General features: G+C 69.6%; 13 protein-coding genes. 8 read left to right on the top strand and 5 right to left on the bottom strand.

Annotation, left to right across the window (positions count from 1 at the left end; translation table 11 throughout):
- Both NN2_RS06950 and NN2_RS06955 read left to right on the top strand, forming a co-directional pair.
- On the top strand, positions 1 to 1503 hold a 1503-nt coding region (locus tag NN2_RS06950), incomplete at its 5' end, for an FAD-dependent oxidoreductase (RefSeq protein WP_063011544.1).
- A complete protein-coding gene (locus tag NN2_RS06955) occupies positions 1500 to 2507 on the top strand; it encodes a Rieske (2Fe-2S) protein (protein ID WP_063011452.1) in 1008 nt (335 codons plus the stop codon). The genes NN2_RS06950 and NN2_RS06955, both read left to right, overlap by 4 nt.
- Before the next feature lie 71 nt (positions 2508 to 2578).
- Here NN2_RS06955 and NN2_RS06960 read toward each other — a convergent pair whose 3' ends face one another.
- On the bottom strand, positions 2579 to 3028 hold the full coding sequence (locus NN2_RS06960) for a VOC family protein (protein ID WP_146100745.1): 450 nt from the start codon (positions 3026 to 3028) through the stop codon (positions 2579 to 2581).
- Between the two features lie 305 nt (positions 3029 to 3333).
- On the opposite strand from NN2_RS06960, the gene NN2_RS06965 reads away from it, so the two are divergent.
- From NN2_RS06965 to NN2_RS06975, 4 genes are all read left to right on the top strand, one after another.
- Complete coding sequence (locus tag NN2_RS06965; RefSeq protein WP_030514240.1) at positions 3334 to 3837, top strand: universal stress protein; 504 nt, start codon at positions 3334 to 3336, stop codon at positions 3835 to 3837.
- A gap of 93 nt (positions 3838 to 3930) precedes the next feature.
- A complete protein-coding gene (locus tag NN2_RS06970) occupies positions 3931 to 5031 on the top strand; it encodes an isochorismate synthase (RefSeq protein ID WP_063011454.1) in 1101 nt (366 codons plus the stop codon).
- A gap of 127 nt (positions 5032 to 5158) precedes the next feature.
- Positions 5159 to 5326: a DUF2613 domain-containing protein gene (locus NN2_RS36120; protein ID WP_081879341.1), complete on the top strand. Its 168-nt coding sequence runs from the start codon at positions 5159 to 5161 to the stop codon at positions 5324 to 5326.
- Positions 5307 to 9959: an alpha-(1->3)-arabinofuranosyltransferase domain-containing protein gene (locus NN2_RS06975; RefSeq protein ID WP_174554950.1), complete on the top strand. Its 4653-nt coding sequence runs from the start codon at positions 5307 to 5309 to the stop codon at positions 9957 to 9959. The genes NN2_RS36120 and NN2_RS06975 overlap by 20 nt, the downstream gene beginning before the upstream one ends.
- Here NN2_RS06975 and NN2_RS06980 read toward each other — a convergent pair.
- Positions 9940 to 11139, bottom strand: a complete 1200-nt coding sequence (locus NN2_RS06980) for an acyltransferase family protein (RefSeq protein WP_082856782.1) — start codon at positions 11137 to 11139, stop codon at positions 9940 to 9942. The genes NN2_RS06975 and NN2_RS06980 overlap by 20 nt on opposite strands.
- 234 nt (positions 11140 to 11373) lie before the next feature.
- Here NN2_RS06980 and pgfA point away from each other — a divergent pair, with 234 nt between their 5' ends.
- Positions 11374 to 12513: a cell envelope lipid trafficking protein PgfA gene (gene pgfA / locus NN2_RS06985; RefSeq protein ID WP_063011456.1), complete on the top strand. Its 1140-nt coding sequence runs from the start codon at positions 11374 to 11376 to the stop codon at positions 12511 to 12513.
- 63 nt (positions 12514 to 12576) lie between these two features.
- On the opposite strand, the gene NN2_RS06990 is transcribed toward pgfA, so the two are convergent.
- A complete protein-coding gene (locus NN2_RS06990; RefSeq protein ID WP_063011458.1) occupies positions 12577 to 13017 on the bottom strand; it encodes an SgcJ/EcaC family oxidoreductase in 441 nt (146 codons plus the stop codon).
- 95 nt (positions 13018 to 13112) lie between these two features.
- Here NN2_RS06990 and NN2_RS06995 point away from each other — a divergent pair, with 95 nt between their 5' ends.
- On the top strand, positions 13113 to 13577 hold the full coding sequence (locus NN2_RS06995) for a MarR family winged helix-turn-helix transcriptional regulator (RefSeq protein WP_063011550.1): 465 nt from the start codon (positions 13113 to 13115) through the stop codon (positions 13575 to 13577).
- 18 nt (positions 13578 to 13595) lie between these two features.
- Here the strand turns inward: NN2_RS06995 and NN2_RS07000 are convergent, their stop codons facing one another.
- A complete protein-coding gene (locus NN2_RS07000) occupies positions 13596 to 14927 on the bottom strand; it encodes a polysaccharide biosynthesis protein (RefSeq protein ID WP_063011460.1) in 1332 nt (443 codons plus the stop codon).
- Between the two features lie 70 nt (positions 14928 to 14997).
- The gene (locus NN2_RS07005) at positions 14998 to 15501 is read right to left on the bottom strand and encodes a DinB family protein (protein WP_063011552.1); all 504 of its coding nucleotides are present in this window, start codon (positions 15499 to 15501) and stop codon (positions 14998 to 15000) included.
- Positions 15502 to 15524: the final 23 nt, after the last annotated feature.

Consider the following 15524-nt stretch of genomic DNA (forward strand, 5'->3'; position numbering starts at 1 on the left):
CAGCCGCGACCACGAGTGGCGGTGGTGGGCGCGGGCATCGCGGGTCTGGCCGCGGCCACAGGGCTGGCCGAACGGGGATTTCGAGTCGACGTGATCGAACGCGAGCGATATCTCGGCGGCCGCGTCGGCGGATGGACCGAGACGCTGCCCGACGGCACCGCGCTCGCCATGAACCGGGGTTTCCACGCCTTCTTTCCGCAGTACTACAATTTGCGAAAGCTGTTGTCGCGCAGCGATCCCGGGCTGACCAGGTGGCAACGTGTCGACGACTATCCGCTGATCGACGCGCAGGGCCGCCGGGACGGTTTCCGTCATCTGCCCCGCACCCCTCCCTGGAACGCGGTGGCGTTCGCGTTGCGCAGTCCCACCTTCCGGCTGCGCGACCTGATCCGGATGGACCCCTCCGCGGCGGCGCCGCTGGCCGCCGTGTCGGTACCGCGGATCTATCGGCAGCTCGACGACGTGGACGCCGATACCTTCCTGCAGCGCATCAATTTCCCGGTTGCCGCGCGGCATCTGGCCTTCGACGTCTTTTCTCGCAGCTTCTTCGCCGCTCCCCAGCAGATGTCGGCAGCCGAACTGGCGACGATGTTCCACATCTACTTCCTGGGCTCCAGCGAGGGTTTGGTCTTCGACACGATTCGGGACAATTTCGATGTGGGCCTGTGGAATCCGCTGCGGGACCATCTCACCGCGCCGGACGTCGCCGGACGTCCCGGCCGTGTCGACTTCCACACCGGCGTCGAAATCACCCGAATCGACACCGACGGCCCCGGTTTCCGGCTGCACGCCGACAACGGGTCCGGTCTGTCCGCCGATGCCGTCGTACTCGCCGCCGACGTAGCCGGTCTGCGCGACATCGTCGCCGCGTCACCGGAATTGGGGACTGCCGAATGGCGCGAGCGAGTCGCCGCATTGGCGCTCGCCCCGGCCTTCGTCGTCCACCGGCTCTGGCTGGACCGGCCGTTGCGCCGCGACCGGCCCAGCTTCCTCGCCACCGGCAACCTCAGCCCGATCGACAACATCAGTGTCGTCGATCGCTACGAGAGCGCCGCTGCCCGATGGGCCCGGCAACGGGGCGGCAGCGTCGTGGAACTGCACGCCTACGCGGCTGCGCCCGAACTACCCGGCACATCGGTACGGGAGGCGGTGCGAGAACGGCTGTACGCACGACTGCACGAGATCTACCCCGAATCCGGGCAGGCGCGGGTCGTGGCGGAACGCACGCTGTGGCGCCGGGACTGCCCCCGTTTCGCGCCGGGCGATTTCGCCAACCGGCCGGAGGTCACCACCCCGCACCCGCGGTTGATGCTGGCAGGTGACGGCATACGGGTGGATCTTCCGGTGGCCCTGATGGAACGCGCCGCGACGACCGGTTGGCTCGCGGCGTCGACGTTGGCACAACACTGGCGGGCAGCCGGTCATTCACTGCAGACGGTGCCCAACCGTGGCCGCTCGGCCGTCCTGCGCACCCTCGCGCTCCGGGAAAGGAATTCGTCGTGAACCATCGGCTTCAGCTCACCGGCCGGGTGAGGAACCTTCCACTGCGACGTTTCGCCGCCGAAGAGTGGTCGCGACAGCGGCCCACCTACCGCGACGCCGATCCTGCCCTGATCGACGCGACACTGGACTGGTCCCAGCGATTGCCCAGCGGAAACTGGTACGTGTTCGCGGCGAGTCGCGCGATCCGGGCGGGGCGGCCGTTCGGCACGACCGTCGGCGGTGTCGAGATCGTCGCCTGGCGAGACCGCGACGGCAGCCTGCTGGTCGGCCCCGGCGCGTGCCCGCACCTCGGTGCGTCGCTCGCGACCGGCCGGGTCGAGAACGGCACCTTGATCTGCCGCTGGCACGGCCTGCGAATCGGCGCCGACGGCGGGCCGCGGTGGTCACCGTTCCCCTGCCACGACGACGGCGTGCTCGCCTGGGTACGCCTGGACACCGTGGGCGGGCACACACCGACCGAGGCGCCGGTCGTCGGCGCCCGGCCCGACGACACCACGGTGCACGCGGTCAATCGGTCGACGGGCATCTGCGAGCCGAGCGACATCGTCGCCAACCGGCTCGATCCGTGGCACGGCGGATGGCTCCACCCGTACTCCTTCACGCGCCTGGATGTCACTCGGACACCCCGGCGTGAGCACCTCGGCGAGGACGATCATCGCTTCCTGCTCACCGTCACCTTCCGCGTCACCCGCGGTCTCGGCGTTCCGGTCGAAGCGGAATTCACCTGTCCCGACCCGCGCACGATCGTCATGCGCATCGTCGGCGGCGAAGGCGCGGGCAGCGTGGTGGAAACTCACGCCACCCCGCTCGGCCCGGGCCCCGACGGCCGGCCTCGCACCGCGGTGATCGAAGCGGTCATCGCACACTCGCCTCGCCCCGGTTTCCGGCACGCGCACCGCGCTCTCCCGGTGCTGCGCCCGCTGATCAACCACGCGGCGGCCCGCCTCTGGCGCGACGACCTGGCCTATGCCGAGCGCCGCTACGAGTTGCGCACCCGCCGATAGCCTCGCGATTGCGGCGCCGCCGGACGCCGGCCCGGTCGTCGTGCCCCGGTCGTCGTGCCCCGGTCGTCGTGCTATGCCGCGATGCGCTCCACCGCTGCCACGACCTCCGACAGCAGCGGCAGCGATTCGTCGCGCTGGGGCGCGCGCGCCCACCACCGGCCCTCATGGGTGTGCCGCCCGAATCCGGTGGGCAGAATGACATTGCTGCGATGGGATCCGATATCGACGCCGTGGCGTTCCAATCGCAGTGTCCGGTCAACATCGGGATATCCGTCGAATACCGCGATAAACGTTCGACGCGGCGGGTGTTCACGCACGAGCACCGGCCCCGGAATCCCGCGCACGGTCAATTCACCGAGTACCAGCGCACCGAGCGGTTCCGGCGTATTCACCGCGGCGACCGAGTCGCCGAGAGGTAACACGACATATCCCGGCGAGGTGACGCGCACATAGGGTAATCCGAACAGCTCGCGGTAGGTGTCCGCCCAATCCTGTGGCGTAGCAATCTCTTTCAATCGCACGATGCACCTCACTCACTGTCCATCTCCCGGCGCCGTGCCCCGGCTCCGTTCGTCGGTTGTTCCAGTGAATACCGGAAATCACAGCAGTTACACGTGATTCGGTGAATCACGCGCGAATTGTCAGCCACGAGTGAGGTTCAGGACACAGTCCGGCCGGTCCGGAGACGGAACGGAACGGTTTCGAATCGAATCGGCGAATACCGATCGACATCCCGCATTTACGCTGATCGCCCGAGTACTCTCGGGGCCGCGGGTAGTCTCGGAACAACCCGCATGCGCACGGCACGGATGTCCGGGAGGTCGGCATGACTTGCGACTTGATGCTCATCGCGTACGACGGATCCGAGAATGCGAAGCGGGCCGTGGAATATGCGGGGCGATTCTTGTCCGCGCCCAAGGCGGTCGTGCTCACCGCATGGGAGCCGATGGTGCGCCAGGCCGCGCGGCTGTCCGGACTTTCCGGTGTGATGCAGCCGGAATGGCTGCCGGACGAGGAGATCGAGGATATCGCCTACGTCGACGCGAAACAGATCAATGCCGAGGGCGTACGGCTGGCCAAATTGGCGGGATTGAATGCGGAGCCCCGAACCGCCGAATGCACCTCGACCATCTGGAACGCCATCGTCGACGTGGCAGACGAGCTGAATGTGGACATCATCGTCGCCGGTACGCGCGGTTCCACCGGCATCCGCGCCCTGCTGCATTCGAGCGTGGCGGAGGCCGTGCTGAAGCACTGCCATCGGCCGATTCTGCTGGTGCCGCCGGGAAAGGAACCGATACCGGTCAGCGATCTCGCCGGTCAGCTGTGAGGGTGCCGCCCCCTTCACATGAGTCTGCCCACATGAGATCTGCGTCGCTACCCGGGCGCCGCCGCTTCCGCACACGACTATCGTCGGGAAACTATGGACGGCTTTCTGCTCGCACAACCGGGGGGCGTGGTCCGTACGACCGGCATCCGGCGCGCATTCGACGATGCGCGGCGGGCAGCGACGGCCCTGCGTGACGGTGCGGCGGAACTGATCGTCGGCGCGATCCCGTTCGACCCGGGCGATGCGGCCGCGCTGTGTGAGCCGCAGCAGGCCCAGCACAGTGCGGGCCCGTGGCGTCCGGCCGCCGTTCCGCCCCTGCCCGAGGTCCGGGTCGTCGCGGAGATTCCCAGTCCGGCAGAGCATGTGGCCCGGGTGACGAAACTGGTGGAGCAGCTGTCGGATCCGGCGCAGCCGCTGCGCAAGGTGGTCGCCGCGCGCTCGCTGATCGCCGAGGCGGACCAGCCGCTCGAGCCCGAGGTGGTCGCCGCGCACCTGCTGGTACGCCATCCTCAGGCCAACGTCTTCGCCGTCGATCTGACGCCCGCCGGCCGGACCGGCGCGCACCTGGTCGGCGCCACACCGGAGGTGCTGGTCGCCCGGCACGGTGACACCGTCACGCTGCGTCCGCTGGCCGGAACGCTGCCCCGGCACGCCGATCCCACCGTCGATGCCGAACGGTCTCGGGAGCTGTTGTCCAGTACCAAGAATCGCGACGAACACGCCTTCGTCATCGAGTGGATCCGGGAACGACTCACCCCCGTGTGCGCCGAACTCGCGATCCCGGACGGCCCCGAGCTGATCAACACCGCCGAGGTCTGGCATCTGGCCACACCCATCACCGGACGCCTGCGCGACCCCGCCACCACCGCGCTCGATCTGGCCCTGCTGCTGCATCCCACGCCCGCGGTCTGTGGCACCCCCACCGACCTCGCCCTGCGGACCATCACCGAGTACGAGGAGCCGCGCGGCTTCTACGGCGGTGCGGTCGGCTGGTGCGATGCGCGCGGCGACGGCGAATGGGTGGTCGCGATCCGGTGCGCCGACGTGTCCGCGGACGGACGCACCGTGCAGGCCTACGGTGGCGGCGGCATCGTGGCGGCCTCCGACCCGCGCACCGAACTCGACGAGACGACCGCGAAACTGCGCACCCTGTTGAACGGGCTGGCCTGCCCGGTACCGGACCAGCCGAGCTGATCGCAGCTGCTCGGAAGGCCGCTCGAGAACCGTTCGCCCGGCGGGTTGCCGTGCTGCGTGTCTCTCGGGGCGCGTCCATGTTGTAGGTTGGCTCGCAAGACGCCTGTGTCGATGTTGGGAGTACGCGATGAAGTTTGCCGTCCCGGGGGTTGCGAGCGCCGTCGCCGGAGCGCTGCTCGGTGTGATCGCGGTGTTCATTGTCGTGACGGCGACGGCGCAGAACTCGCGGCCCGAGATAAGTCATGGAGACGCCTCGTCGTCGCTGCTGAACAACGTTGAGTACGGCGCTCGCTGACGCTGCGCCGACCGCTGCCTCTTCCGCCGACTCTCTCTCCTCGGCCGGCGCACCACTGGGCCGGCGTTGGTTCGCCGGTACCGTTCTCGTCGCCTTCCTGCTGACCTTTCTGCAGGCGCCCGGTAACACCGTCGCCGACACCAAATACGACCTCGCCCAGAATCCGGTCGGATTCCTGCAGCGTGCCGCCCATCTGTGGAGCAGTCAGGCGCCGATGGGCCAGGTGCAGAACCAGGCCTACGGATATTTCTTCCCGCACGGCGCCTTCTTCTCGCTGGGCCATGTGCTGGGCCTTCCGGCGTGGGTGACGCAGCGGATCTGGTGGGCGCTGCTGATCCTCGCCGGCTTCTGGGGCATCGTCCGGCTGTGCGAGGTGCTGGGCATCGGCACCCGCGGTTCCCGGGTGATCGCGGCGGTCGCGTTCGCGCTGTCGCCGCGGGTGTTGACCACGCTCGGATCCATCTCCTCGGAAACCCTGCCGATGATGCTGGCTCCCTGGGTGCTGCTCGCACCGGTGGCCCTGGGTGTGGTGGGGATGCCGCGCATCCATGCCGCCCGGTCCGGATGGCGGCGACTGCTACCGCACCGGCCGACCGCCGAATCGGTCTCGATGCGGGGTGCGACCTCGCCGGCGGCGAGCGCCCTCGCGTTGGCGCTGATGGGGTCGGTCAACGCGGTCGCGACCGTGGCCGCCTTCCTGCCCGCGGCACTGTGGTGGGCGTCGTATCGCCCGAATCGGACCTGGTGGCGGTTCACCCGGGCCTGGATTCCGCTGCTGATCCTGGGCACCTTGTGGTGGGTGGTGCCGCTGCTGGTGCTGGGCAAGGTGAGTCCGCCGTTCCTGGACTACATCGAATCCTCCGGCGTGACCACCCAGTGGGCGTCGCTGGGTGAGGTGTTGCGCGGCACCGACAGCTGGACGCCGTACGTCTCACCGGAGCGGATCGCGGGTGCGGTGCTGGTCACCCAGCCCGCGGCGGTGCTGGCGACGGGCGTGCTGGCGGCGGCCGGAATGGCCGGGCTGGCGCTGCGTTCCATGCCGGCGCGCGGGCGGTTCACGCTCGTCCTGATCGCCGGCCTGGTCGGCATCTGTGCCGGATATGCCGGACAGCTGGGCGGCCCGTTCGCCGAATCGGTGCGGATCTTCCTGGATTCCGGCGGCGCCCCGCTGCGCAATGTGCACAAGCTGGAACCACTGATCCGGATCCCGCTGGTGATCGGGCTCGCCCATCTGCTGCGGCGGGTGCCGCTGCCCGCCTCGGTGCCGATGCCCGTGTGGCGCAGCGCCTTCGCCCATCCCGAGCGCAACCGCATGGTCGCGGTGGCGGCGCTGCTGCTGGCGGCGCTGGCGCTGTCGACCTCGTTGGCATGGACCGGCAAACTCGCCCCGCGCGGCGCCTACGACAAGGTGCCGGCGTACTGGCAGCAGACCGCGGACTGGTTGGCGCGCAACGCTTCGGACACCCGGGCGCTGGTGGTGCCCGGAGCACCGTTCGGCAGTCAGATCTGGGGCCTGACCCGCGACGAACCACTACAGGCCCTGGCCCGCACGCCGTGGGCGGTGCGTGATGCCGTGCCGCTCACGCCGCCGGGCGCGATCCGGGCGATGGATTCGGTGCAGCGGCTGATCGCCGACGGCCGGCCCTCGACCGGGCTCGCACCGACACTGATCGATCAGGGCATCGGAATTCTGGTGCTGCGCAACGATCTCGACCCCGATACCTCCCGCTCCACCCGGCCGATGCTGGCGCACGCGGCGATCGAAGGTTCGCCCGGCATCACCAAGGTCGCCGAATTCGGCAACCCGATCGAGGTGGGCCACGGTGACGGTCTGGTCGCCGACGGTGATCTGCGCCCGACGTATCCGGCGATCGAGATCTACCGGGTGAGCGCCGGCGACCGCGGTGACCCTGCCGAGATTCGCAGTGGTCCCGGCGCTCCGGCGAGTTTCCCGGGGGCACGGACGGTGCCGCTGCCTTCGGTTCCGGTGGTACAGGGCGGGCCGGAAGTGCTGGAACGGCTGCGTCGCAACGACTCCGACGCGAGCGGTCCCGCACTGCTGGCCGCCGATGCCGCACGCGCCGGACTGACTCCGGTCGCGACCACGATCACCGATACCCCGATGGATCGGGAGGCCGATTTCGGACGGGTGGACAACCACAATTCGGCGCTGCGCGCGCCCACCGACGCCCGCCGCACCCACAATCTGGTACCCGACTACCCGGTGCCCGGCGCGCAGCCGGTGCAGGGACAGTGGTCCGGCGCGGCCGTCACGGCATCCAGTTCCGCGGCCGATGCCACGCAGCTCGGCGGAGCGGCGCCCGGCAGTTCGACCGCCGCCGCCTTCGACGGGGATCCGAGCACCGCGTGGTTGAGCACCAGCGCCGAACACGCTGTCGGGCAATGGCTGCGACTCGACCTCGACCATCCCATCGAAGCCGGTGCACTGCAGGTGACCACGAGCCCCGCCGCGATCGGCGACCCGGTGAAGTGGATCGAGGTGCGCACCGCCAACGGCACGGTGGCCGCACGGATATCGGAACCCGGTGCGCCGGTGTCGGTTTCGTTGCCGCCGGGCCGTACCGACTGGCTCACCATTACCGCGACCCGCACCGAGAACGGCACCGGCGGTGGGCAATTCGGCATCAGCGAAGTTCAGCTGTTCGACTATTCGAACCGGGACGCGCCCACGCCCGTGACGATTCGCCACCACACGGTGCTACCGCTCGTTCCGGCCGGAACGCCGGTGCGCGGCTGGAATCTGGGACAGGAATTCCCCGGCCGCAGCGGATGTTTCGATGCGCCCGATCGGGTGCGCTGCAGTAAGGGCCTCGCGCTACCCGCCGAGGAGCCCGGCGCCTTCGAACGCACTCTCGGTGTGCCGGACCCGATGACGGTCGCACCGCGACTGACTCTGCGCACGCGACAGGGCCCCGCACTGGAAGGCTTGCTGACCGATCCGGAGCGGCCCATCGCCCGCGGCAAGGCCGACGTGGGCGATCTGCGCGGTTCGGCCTTCGCGGCGACCGACGGCGATCCGCGCACCAGCTGGATCGCGCCCGAGGACACCGTGCGCAATCGCACCGGCGCCAAACCGACACTGACGATTCAGCTGCCGCGACCGGAACTGGTGACCGGCCTCGAGGTCACCCCGCCGATGGGCGCACTGCCCGCGCGACCGACCTCGATCGCGGTCAATCTCGGGGACGGGCCGCAGGTTCGCGAGGTTCCGCCCGCGCCGAAGGGACGCGATCCGGAGGCGACGGCCGACTCACCGGGCCGAACCTCGCCGACCGCCACACCGCCGCGCAACGCGCCCGCCCCGGAGCCCAAGTCGACCGACACCCCCGCCCCGATGTCGGCGCCGCCGACTCCGGTGCGGCTGGAGTTGCATCCGTACGTCACCGACCACATCGAGCTCAGCGTCGATACCTGGAAGCCGGTGCTGGACCGGACCGCCCTCGGGCTCACCCAGGAGCAACCGCCGGGCCTGGCGGAGGTGTCGGTACTCGGACCGGACTACCCCGCGCCCGCCCCCGGCGATCGGCCGGTGACCGTCGACTGTGACCACGGCCCGACCATCGCGGTCGCCGGGCGGGTATTGCACACCAGCGTGACGGCGACGGCCGATGCGTTGCTCACGGGAAAGCCGGTGTCCGCCACCGTGTGCGTGCCCGGCGACGGCGGCGCCCCGGGGACGGTCGACCTCCCCGCCGGTTCCGTCGACGTCACGGTCGCCCCGACGGAACTGTTCTCCGTCGACGAACTGCGCTTGGACAACACGGCTTTCGCGGCCGACGGCTCCGCCTCGCCCGAATCCCTCGCTCCGGGGTCGCCCGAAGACACGGGTCGCCCGGCCGGCATCGATGCGCCGGCCGGCGATCGCCTGCTGGTCCTGCCGCTCAGTACCAATGTCGGCTGGACCGCGCACACCGGGGACGGCCACGCGTTGCGGCCCGTCGTGGTCGACGGGTGGAAGCAGGGGTGGGTGATTCCCGCCGATGCGCACGGCCCGGTGACGGTGGGGTTCCCGATCGACCGCTGGTATCGCCTGGCCATCTTCGGCGGATTGCTGTTGCTGATCCCGCTGGCGCTGCTGGCCCTGCCGGCTCCGAGACGACTGCGTAAACGGTTGTGGCACAACGGCGATGGTCGCCACGCGGCCGAACTGCCGGCCGACGGGACTACGCCGCTCCCCGCAGCAGGCAGAACACCCGGCGCCCCAGTCCTGTCGGCGGCCGAGTCGCCCGCCCCGGCGGACGGCGAACCCGCGACGACCTACGACCCACCACCTCGGACCTGGAACAGTTGGTGGCTGGGTGCGGCCGGTGTGTCGATCGCCGCGTTCCTCATCTCCGGTCCGATCGGAACACTCTGCGCTGCCGCAGGTTTGGTTGCGGTGCGGCTGCTGCCGAAGGCGCCGCTCGTTCTCGCGGTCCTCGCCGGGGCCGGAACGATTCTGGGTGAAGCCGCGCTCTCGACCGGGCCGTGGCGTTCGGCCGAGGCCTATATGGGTGGCTCGCTGTGGACGCAGTTCCCGGCGCTGGTGGCGGTGGTCGCCGTGGGCGTCGCCGCACTGCCCGCGCGCACACCGCTCCGGTGGGCGCGTTCCACTAACCGAACCGGCGTTTGACCCACTGCCGCACCGGTTCTTCGACCAGCGCGTAACTCGCGGCGGCCAGCGGCATCGTGAAGGCGACCGTCAATGCCAGCACATGCAGGAACCCGCCGTTGAACGGGATGAATCCGAAGATCGGGAACATCATCGCCAGCACCACCAGATGCCAGATGAAGATGCCGTAGGACCAGCGTCCGATCGTCAGCGCCAGGCGGCTCTCCAGGAAGCGGTGCCGCGCGACACCGACCACGAGCGGGGCGAGCAGGCCGAAACAGATCAAGGCCCCTAGACCCATTTTCATCGCGTACTGCCACGCCGCGGCGCGGGCCAGTCCGGCGGGACCGGCCAGATCGGTCGCCGACAGCGCGAACGCGACCGCGGCGACCACCCACATCAGCCGGCGGTCGCCGAGCGGGCGTTGCCAGCGCGGGGTCACATCCCCGCTGCGGGACCGCGCGGCCAGGACCTCGGCCAGTTCGGCCAGCACCATGCCGGCCGCGAACCACGGCAGATATCCGGGCAGCCAATTGTCGGCGTGGATGGCGTCCGGGGTCGGCACCGGCAGGAAATTCCAGCCCAGGCACAGCAGTCCCATCGCGGTCACCGCGAACACCCGCTGCCGTGCCGCCGCGCCGCGCAACCGGACCAGCGCCCAGGCCAGCAGCGGCAGCATCAGATAGAACGCCACCTCCACCGACAGACTCCACATCTGGGTGAGACCGTCGGTCAGGGTCAGCGGAACGAACACCTGCACCAAGATCAGATTCGCCCCCCATACCCGCAGCCCGGCCGAATGTGCCGCCGACGGCAGCAAAGTGAGCGCCACGCAGACCACGACCCAGTAGGCCGGCAGGATGCGAGCGGCCCGGTGCAGCAGATAGCGCCCGGCCCGAGGGGCGGTGCCCAGGCCGCGGGCCGCTGCGGCGTGCGGGCGCCACAGCAGGAAACCGGAGAGACCGAAGAATACGGCGACGGCCATGTCGAACCGTTCCCACACCCGCCCGATCACCGGCGTCGCGGTGGCGCCGGTCTGGAAGGCCACGTGCGTCAGCACCACGCCGAGGGCGGCCAGTCCGCGCAACCCCTCCAGCGCGGGAACGAATCTCCGGGTTCCGGGAACCGGCGGAGCGGGACGCGACGCCGCGGCAACCGGCACGTCGGTGCTGGATGTGGCGATTTCTGGCGTTGCGGTCATCGCGATCCAGTGTGCCCTGCCGGGTTCGCCGGCGCCTCGTGCGGCTCCCCGCGCCCGCGGACTCGAACCGCGACTCGCCGGACACTCGTACTTTTTCGGAGTGTTTTCCGCACTCAGCTCGCCAGGTTAAGGTGCCGGACTGTTAGTGTCGGGGCTCACGAGTGCTTGTGTTATGACCGCACCCGGTTATGAGCGCACCCGGACGAGGCTTGTTCGACGACGAGGAGAGTTTGCATGGCACTCAGTGCCGGTACCAAGAGGACGGTGGCCTGCCTGCTCGTGGGACTCGGTGCGCTGTTGATCGTCGCAGCGATACTGGTCCCGACGTATGGGGTGAGCCAATTGGCCAAAACTCCCCTCGACCTCGAGATCACCACCATCGCATCCAACAAGCCCGACGCCCCGAGCGAGGTGCTGGATTCGAAAACGCTCCTCACGGGCGAGGGTCCGGCGGTGGTCGACAAGAACGTCGGGCTCATCTCGCAGCGCTTCCTCACCGTCGAGGAACCGTCCGGCAAGACCAACATGACCATCCAGGCCGGTCAGACGCTGCGCCGCAAGGACAAGACGGGCGACACCGGCCTGCTGTCGGCGATCATCGACCGCGTCACCATCAACCGCAAGACCGGCCAGCCGATCGACGACGACCCCAACGGCTCGATCGCCACCACCGTCGACAGCAAGGGCAACAGCGTCGCGGATCCGGTGCAGCACACCGGCCTCCAGTACCGCTTCCCATTGGGAACCGAGAAGACGACCTACCCGTACTTCGACATCAACGCCCGCAAGTCGTTCGATATGAAGTTCGTGGAGGAGACCGAGATCAACGATCTGAAGGTCTACCACTTCCGCCAGCAGGTGCCGGCCACCGATCTGTCGAAGGTCACGTCCTCGCCGACCAACCGGCTCACCTTCCCGGCCGCCAAGTGGGGCGTCCCGGGCGAGGGTGACATCACGATGAACCGCTACTACACCAACACCCGCGACGTGTGGGTGGAGCCCAAGACCGGCACCGTCGTGAACGGCTCCGAGCAGCTGCACCAGTACTACGCGCGCAGCGCGGACAAGCCCGAGGTCACCGCGATCAACACCACGCTGACCTTCGATCCCGACACCATCCGCTCGCAGTCCGACGAGGCCCGCAAGTACATGGATCAGCTGTCGCTCTACGGCCGCACGCTGCCGATCATCTTCGGTGTGCTGGGCGCGATCTCGCTGATCGCCGGCCTGATCCTGGGCCTGCGCGGCGGCGACGGCACCTCGAAGCCGGGCCGTCTGGTCAAGAAGCCGCAGACCACCCCGCCGAGCGACAAGCCGGGGCAGGCGTTCTCGGAGGCTCCGACGCAGCAGATCGACATCAGTAAGAACCGCTAGGCTTCCGCTCGCACAGTGGCTCCCCGGTTGTCGGACCGGGGAGCCACTGTCGTATTCCGGGCGCTACCGTGCGGCCGGCCGAGCGGCGGGCTGCAGGCGGAAGGTCAGGGCCTCCATCAGGGTTTTGCGCTGGGTCTTCTGCACCGCCGCGATCCGCCACCGGCCGTCGGATTCGCGGACCACCGTGTAGGTGGCGAGTTTGCCCAGTTTCTTCGCCTGCCCCTTCGCCGATTCGCCGCGAGTGACGACCACGGCGGTATCGCTGCCGTAGTGGCGGATCTCGACGATGTCGACGGTGAGCCGGGTGCCCTTCAGGAAGCTGTCGAACAGCGCCTGATGCGCGCTGCCGATCTCGGACCCGCCGTGGTAGACGCTGCCCAGGTAGGTGACGTCGGTGGCGTCGGCGGTGAAACACGCCCCGTAGGCGGCGCCGTCACCGCGATTCCACGCGTCCCGGCTGCGCTCGATGAGGGCGCGGATGGCAGTGGTGTCGGTCGCGGTCATGAGCGTTCCCTCTCGTGATATTCTCTGCTTAGAAGATTTTTCTTCTTTGAAGAAGTCTCTTTGTTGAGGAAGAGATTATGAGAGAGGTGCGCCTGGTGTCAACAGCAAGCCGCGACAGCGAGGTCTTTCGGCGCTATCTGAGTTCGGTGGTGCTGCATGCCCAAGCGGGGGCGAAAGCGGTCGGGCTCGGGGCCACCGACCTCTACGCGCTGAACATCCTGGAATTAAGCGGGGCGATGACGCCCGGCGAACTCGGCGCCCGCACCGGGCTCACCACCGGACCCACCACCCGCCTGATCGATCGCCTGGAACAGGGTGGTTACGTGCGCCGGGCGCCGGATCCGGCCGACCGGCGCAAGGTCATCGTCGAACCGGTGGACCGGCCCGCCGGCCTGGACAGCGCCCTGGCCCCCGCGCGCCGCCGGATCGGCGAGATCGTGCGCGGCTACACCCCCGAACAGCGGGAATTGCTGTTCGACTATTTCGCGCGCGCGGCCGAGGCGTACCAGCGCGCGGCCGAGGACATCACCGCCGAGGACGTCATGGAGTCGGACGCATAAGCCGCGCCGACCCCGATGTCACTCGGCCGACAACGGCGAAAGCCGTTCTTCCACAGCAACATCGGTGGCAGCGCGCGGGTCGCGGCGTACGGTCCGGATCACGACGGCGACCACCAGCGCGGTGACCGTCGCGGCGACTCCGGTGGCCAGCGCGATCAACACGGGCAGGCTGCGCACGAACGGCACGGCGACGCCCACTTCGACCGCCAATCCGATCCAGATCACGACGGCCGGCGCCGTGCGGTCGGCGGCGATGGCCGACAGCAGGGCTCCCTGCAGCACTGCCAACAGCGCGCCGGCGAGCGCGAACAGCCACAGCAGATCCTGGATCGGCGCGTAGTCGCGCCCGGCGAACAACGGGGCCAGCGGCGCCAGCACGGCCGCACCCGCCACGGCGACCAGCCCGACCGCCCCCAGCACGCCGAGCGCGGAACGCAGCGCACGCACGGAATGCTGCGGTTGCGCCATCCGCGGATACAGCACGACGCCGACGGCCTGCGGCAGCCAGAAAGCGATCTTGGTGGCGATCGCACCGAGGGCGTAGCGGCTGGCGTCCGCCTCGTCGAGCACGATGCGAGCGACGATCAGATCCGCGGACGAGAGCGCCATCAACGCGGCTTGAACCTGTGCGGCGCGCAGGACCGCGCCCACGCCGGCGGCCCGCACCGCCCCGGCCCGCGCACCGGTTCCCCAGGCCTCGCCGGCGACCGGAGCCTCCGCGACTTCGGCCGCGTCCGGCGGCAACGGGGGCGAGCCGGCATCCCTCGCCGAGAGTGCGAGTCGCGCGATCCGGTTCGCCGCAACGGTGGCCACCAGCAGGCCGAGGGCAGCGCCCCAGAGCGCGGCAGCGGCACCCGCCCCGACGGCCAGCGCGATCAGCGCCGGAGCTACCCGGGCGATCGCCGAACCACCGAGAACGATTGCGAGCGAACGGAATCGGTTCGTTCCCTGCAGAATGCCCTGCTCCCCGGAGAGCAGTACCAGCACCGGCGCCGCGATCAGCGCCCCGCCCGCGGCGGGTGCCGGCACGTGCAGCAGCACCGCGACGAGGGGTATGAGCGCGAGTGCGACAACCGCCACGATCAGCGCGCAGCGCCGGGTCAAACCGCGCACCGTCGCCACCGCGGCGCCGCGCACCAGCTCCCGTGCGACCACATTCTGCAGGGCCAACGCCGGCACCGCGGCCAGCAACTGCACGGCCAGCAGGCTCGCGAAGGCGCTGTAGCCGGCCACGCCCAGCCAGCGCCCGGCCAGCAGTTGCAGCAGATAGCCGGCGATATTCGCGGTCATGGCCCCAGCGGTCACCAGGGTCATATCCGCGACCACGGGTAGACGGCGCAGGGCAGGCATCCCGCCATGCTCCCACCTCGTCCCCGCCCGGAACAGCCGAGGCCCGCGGTACGCCGTCGGGCGGCTGTTTTCAGTCCTCGTCCGCCAGCTGGCGGACCACGTCGAGCAGATGGTGGCGGACCTCGTGGACGGTGTGGACCGCCACCCAGCGCAGTTCGCGCTCGACGCGATCGGGGTAGTTGTACAGAACGCGGCGGTCCCAGTCGTCCTCGGCGAGGCGGTCGAGCACATTCGCGAGCAGTCGCGCCGACACGAGCAGTTCCTGCGCCACGTCGGCGGGATCCTGGTCGGCGTAGCCGTCGTGATCGGCACGTTCGTCGCGGCCCATGGTGAGCAGGGCCGGGCGGTCGGTGCGGCGCGCCAGCAGGATGCGTTCCCGCTGCACGAGCAGGACGTCGCGGACGTGACAGCCGTACTCGAGCGGCGACCACAGCTGCGGAAGGCGGCGACGCTCCGCGTCGGGGCAGTCGTTCAGCGTCGCCGCCAGCTCGGTGACGCCCGCGACGATCGCGCCCGCGGCCTGCGGCGACTCGGCCGGCCGGTACTCGAAACCGCATTCGGCGCATCGATCCATGAACAACCCCTCATCTCGCCGCG

The organism is Nocardia nova NBRC 15556 (assembly GCF_001613005.1).
Classification (GTDB): domain Bacteria; phylum Actinomycetota; class Actinomycetes; order Mycobacteriales; family Mycobacteriaceae; genus Nocardia; species Nocardia nova.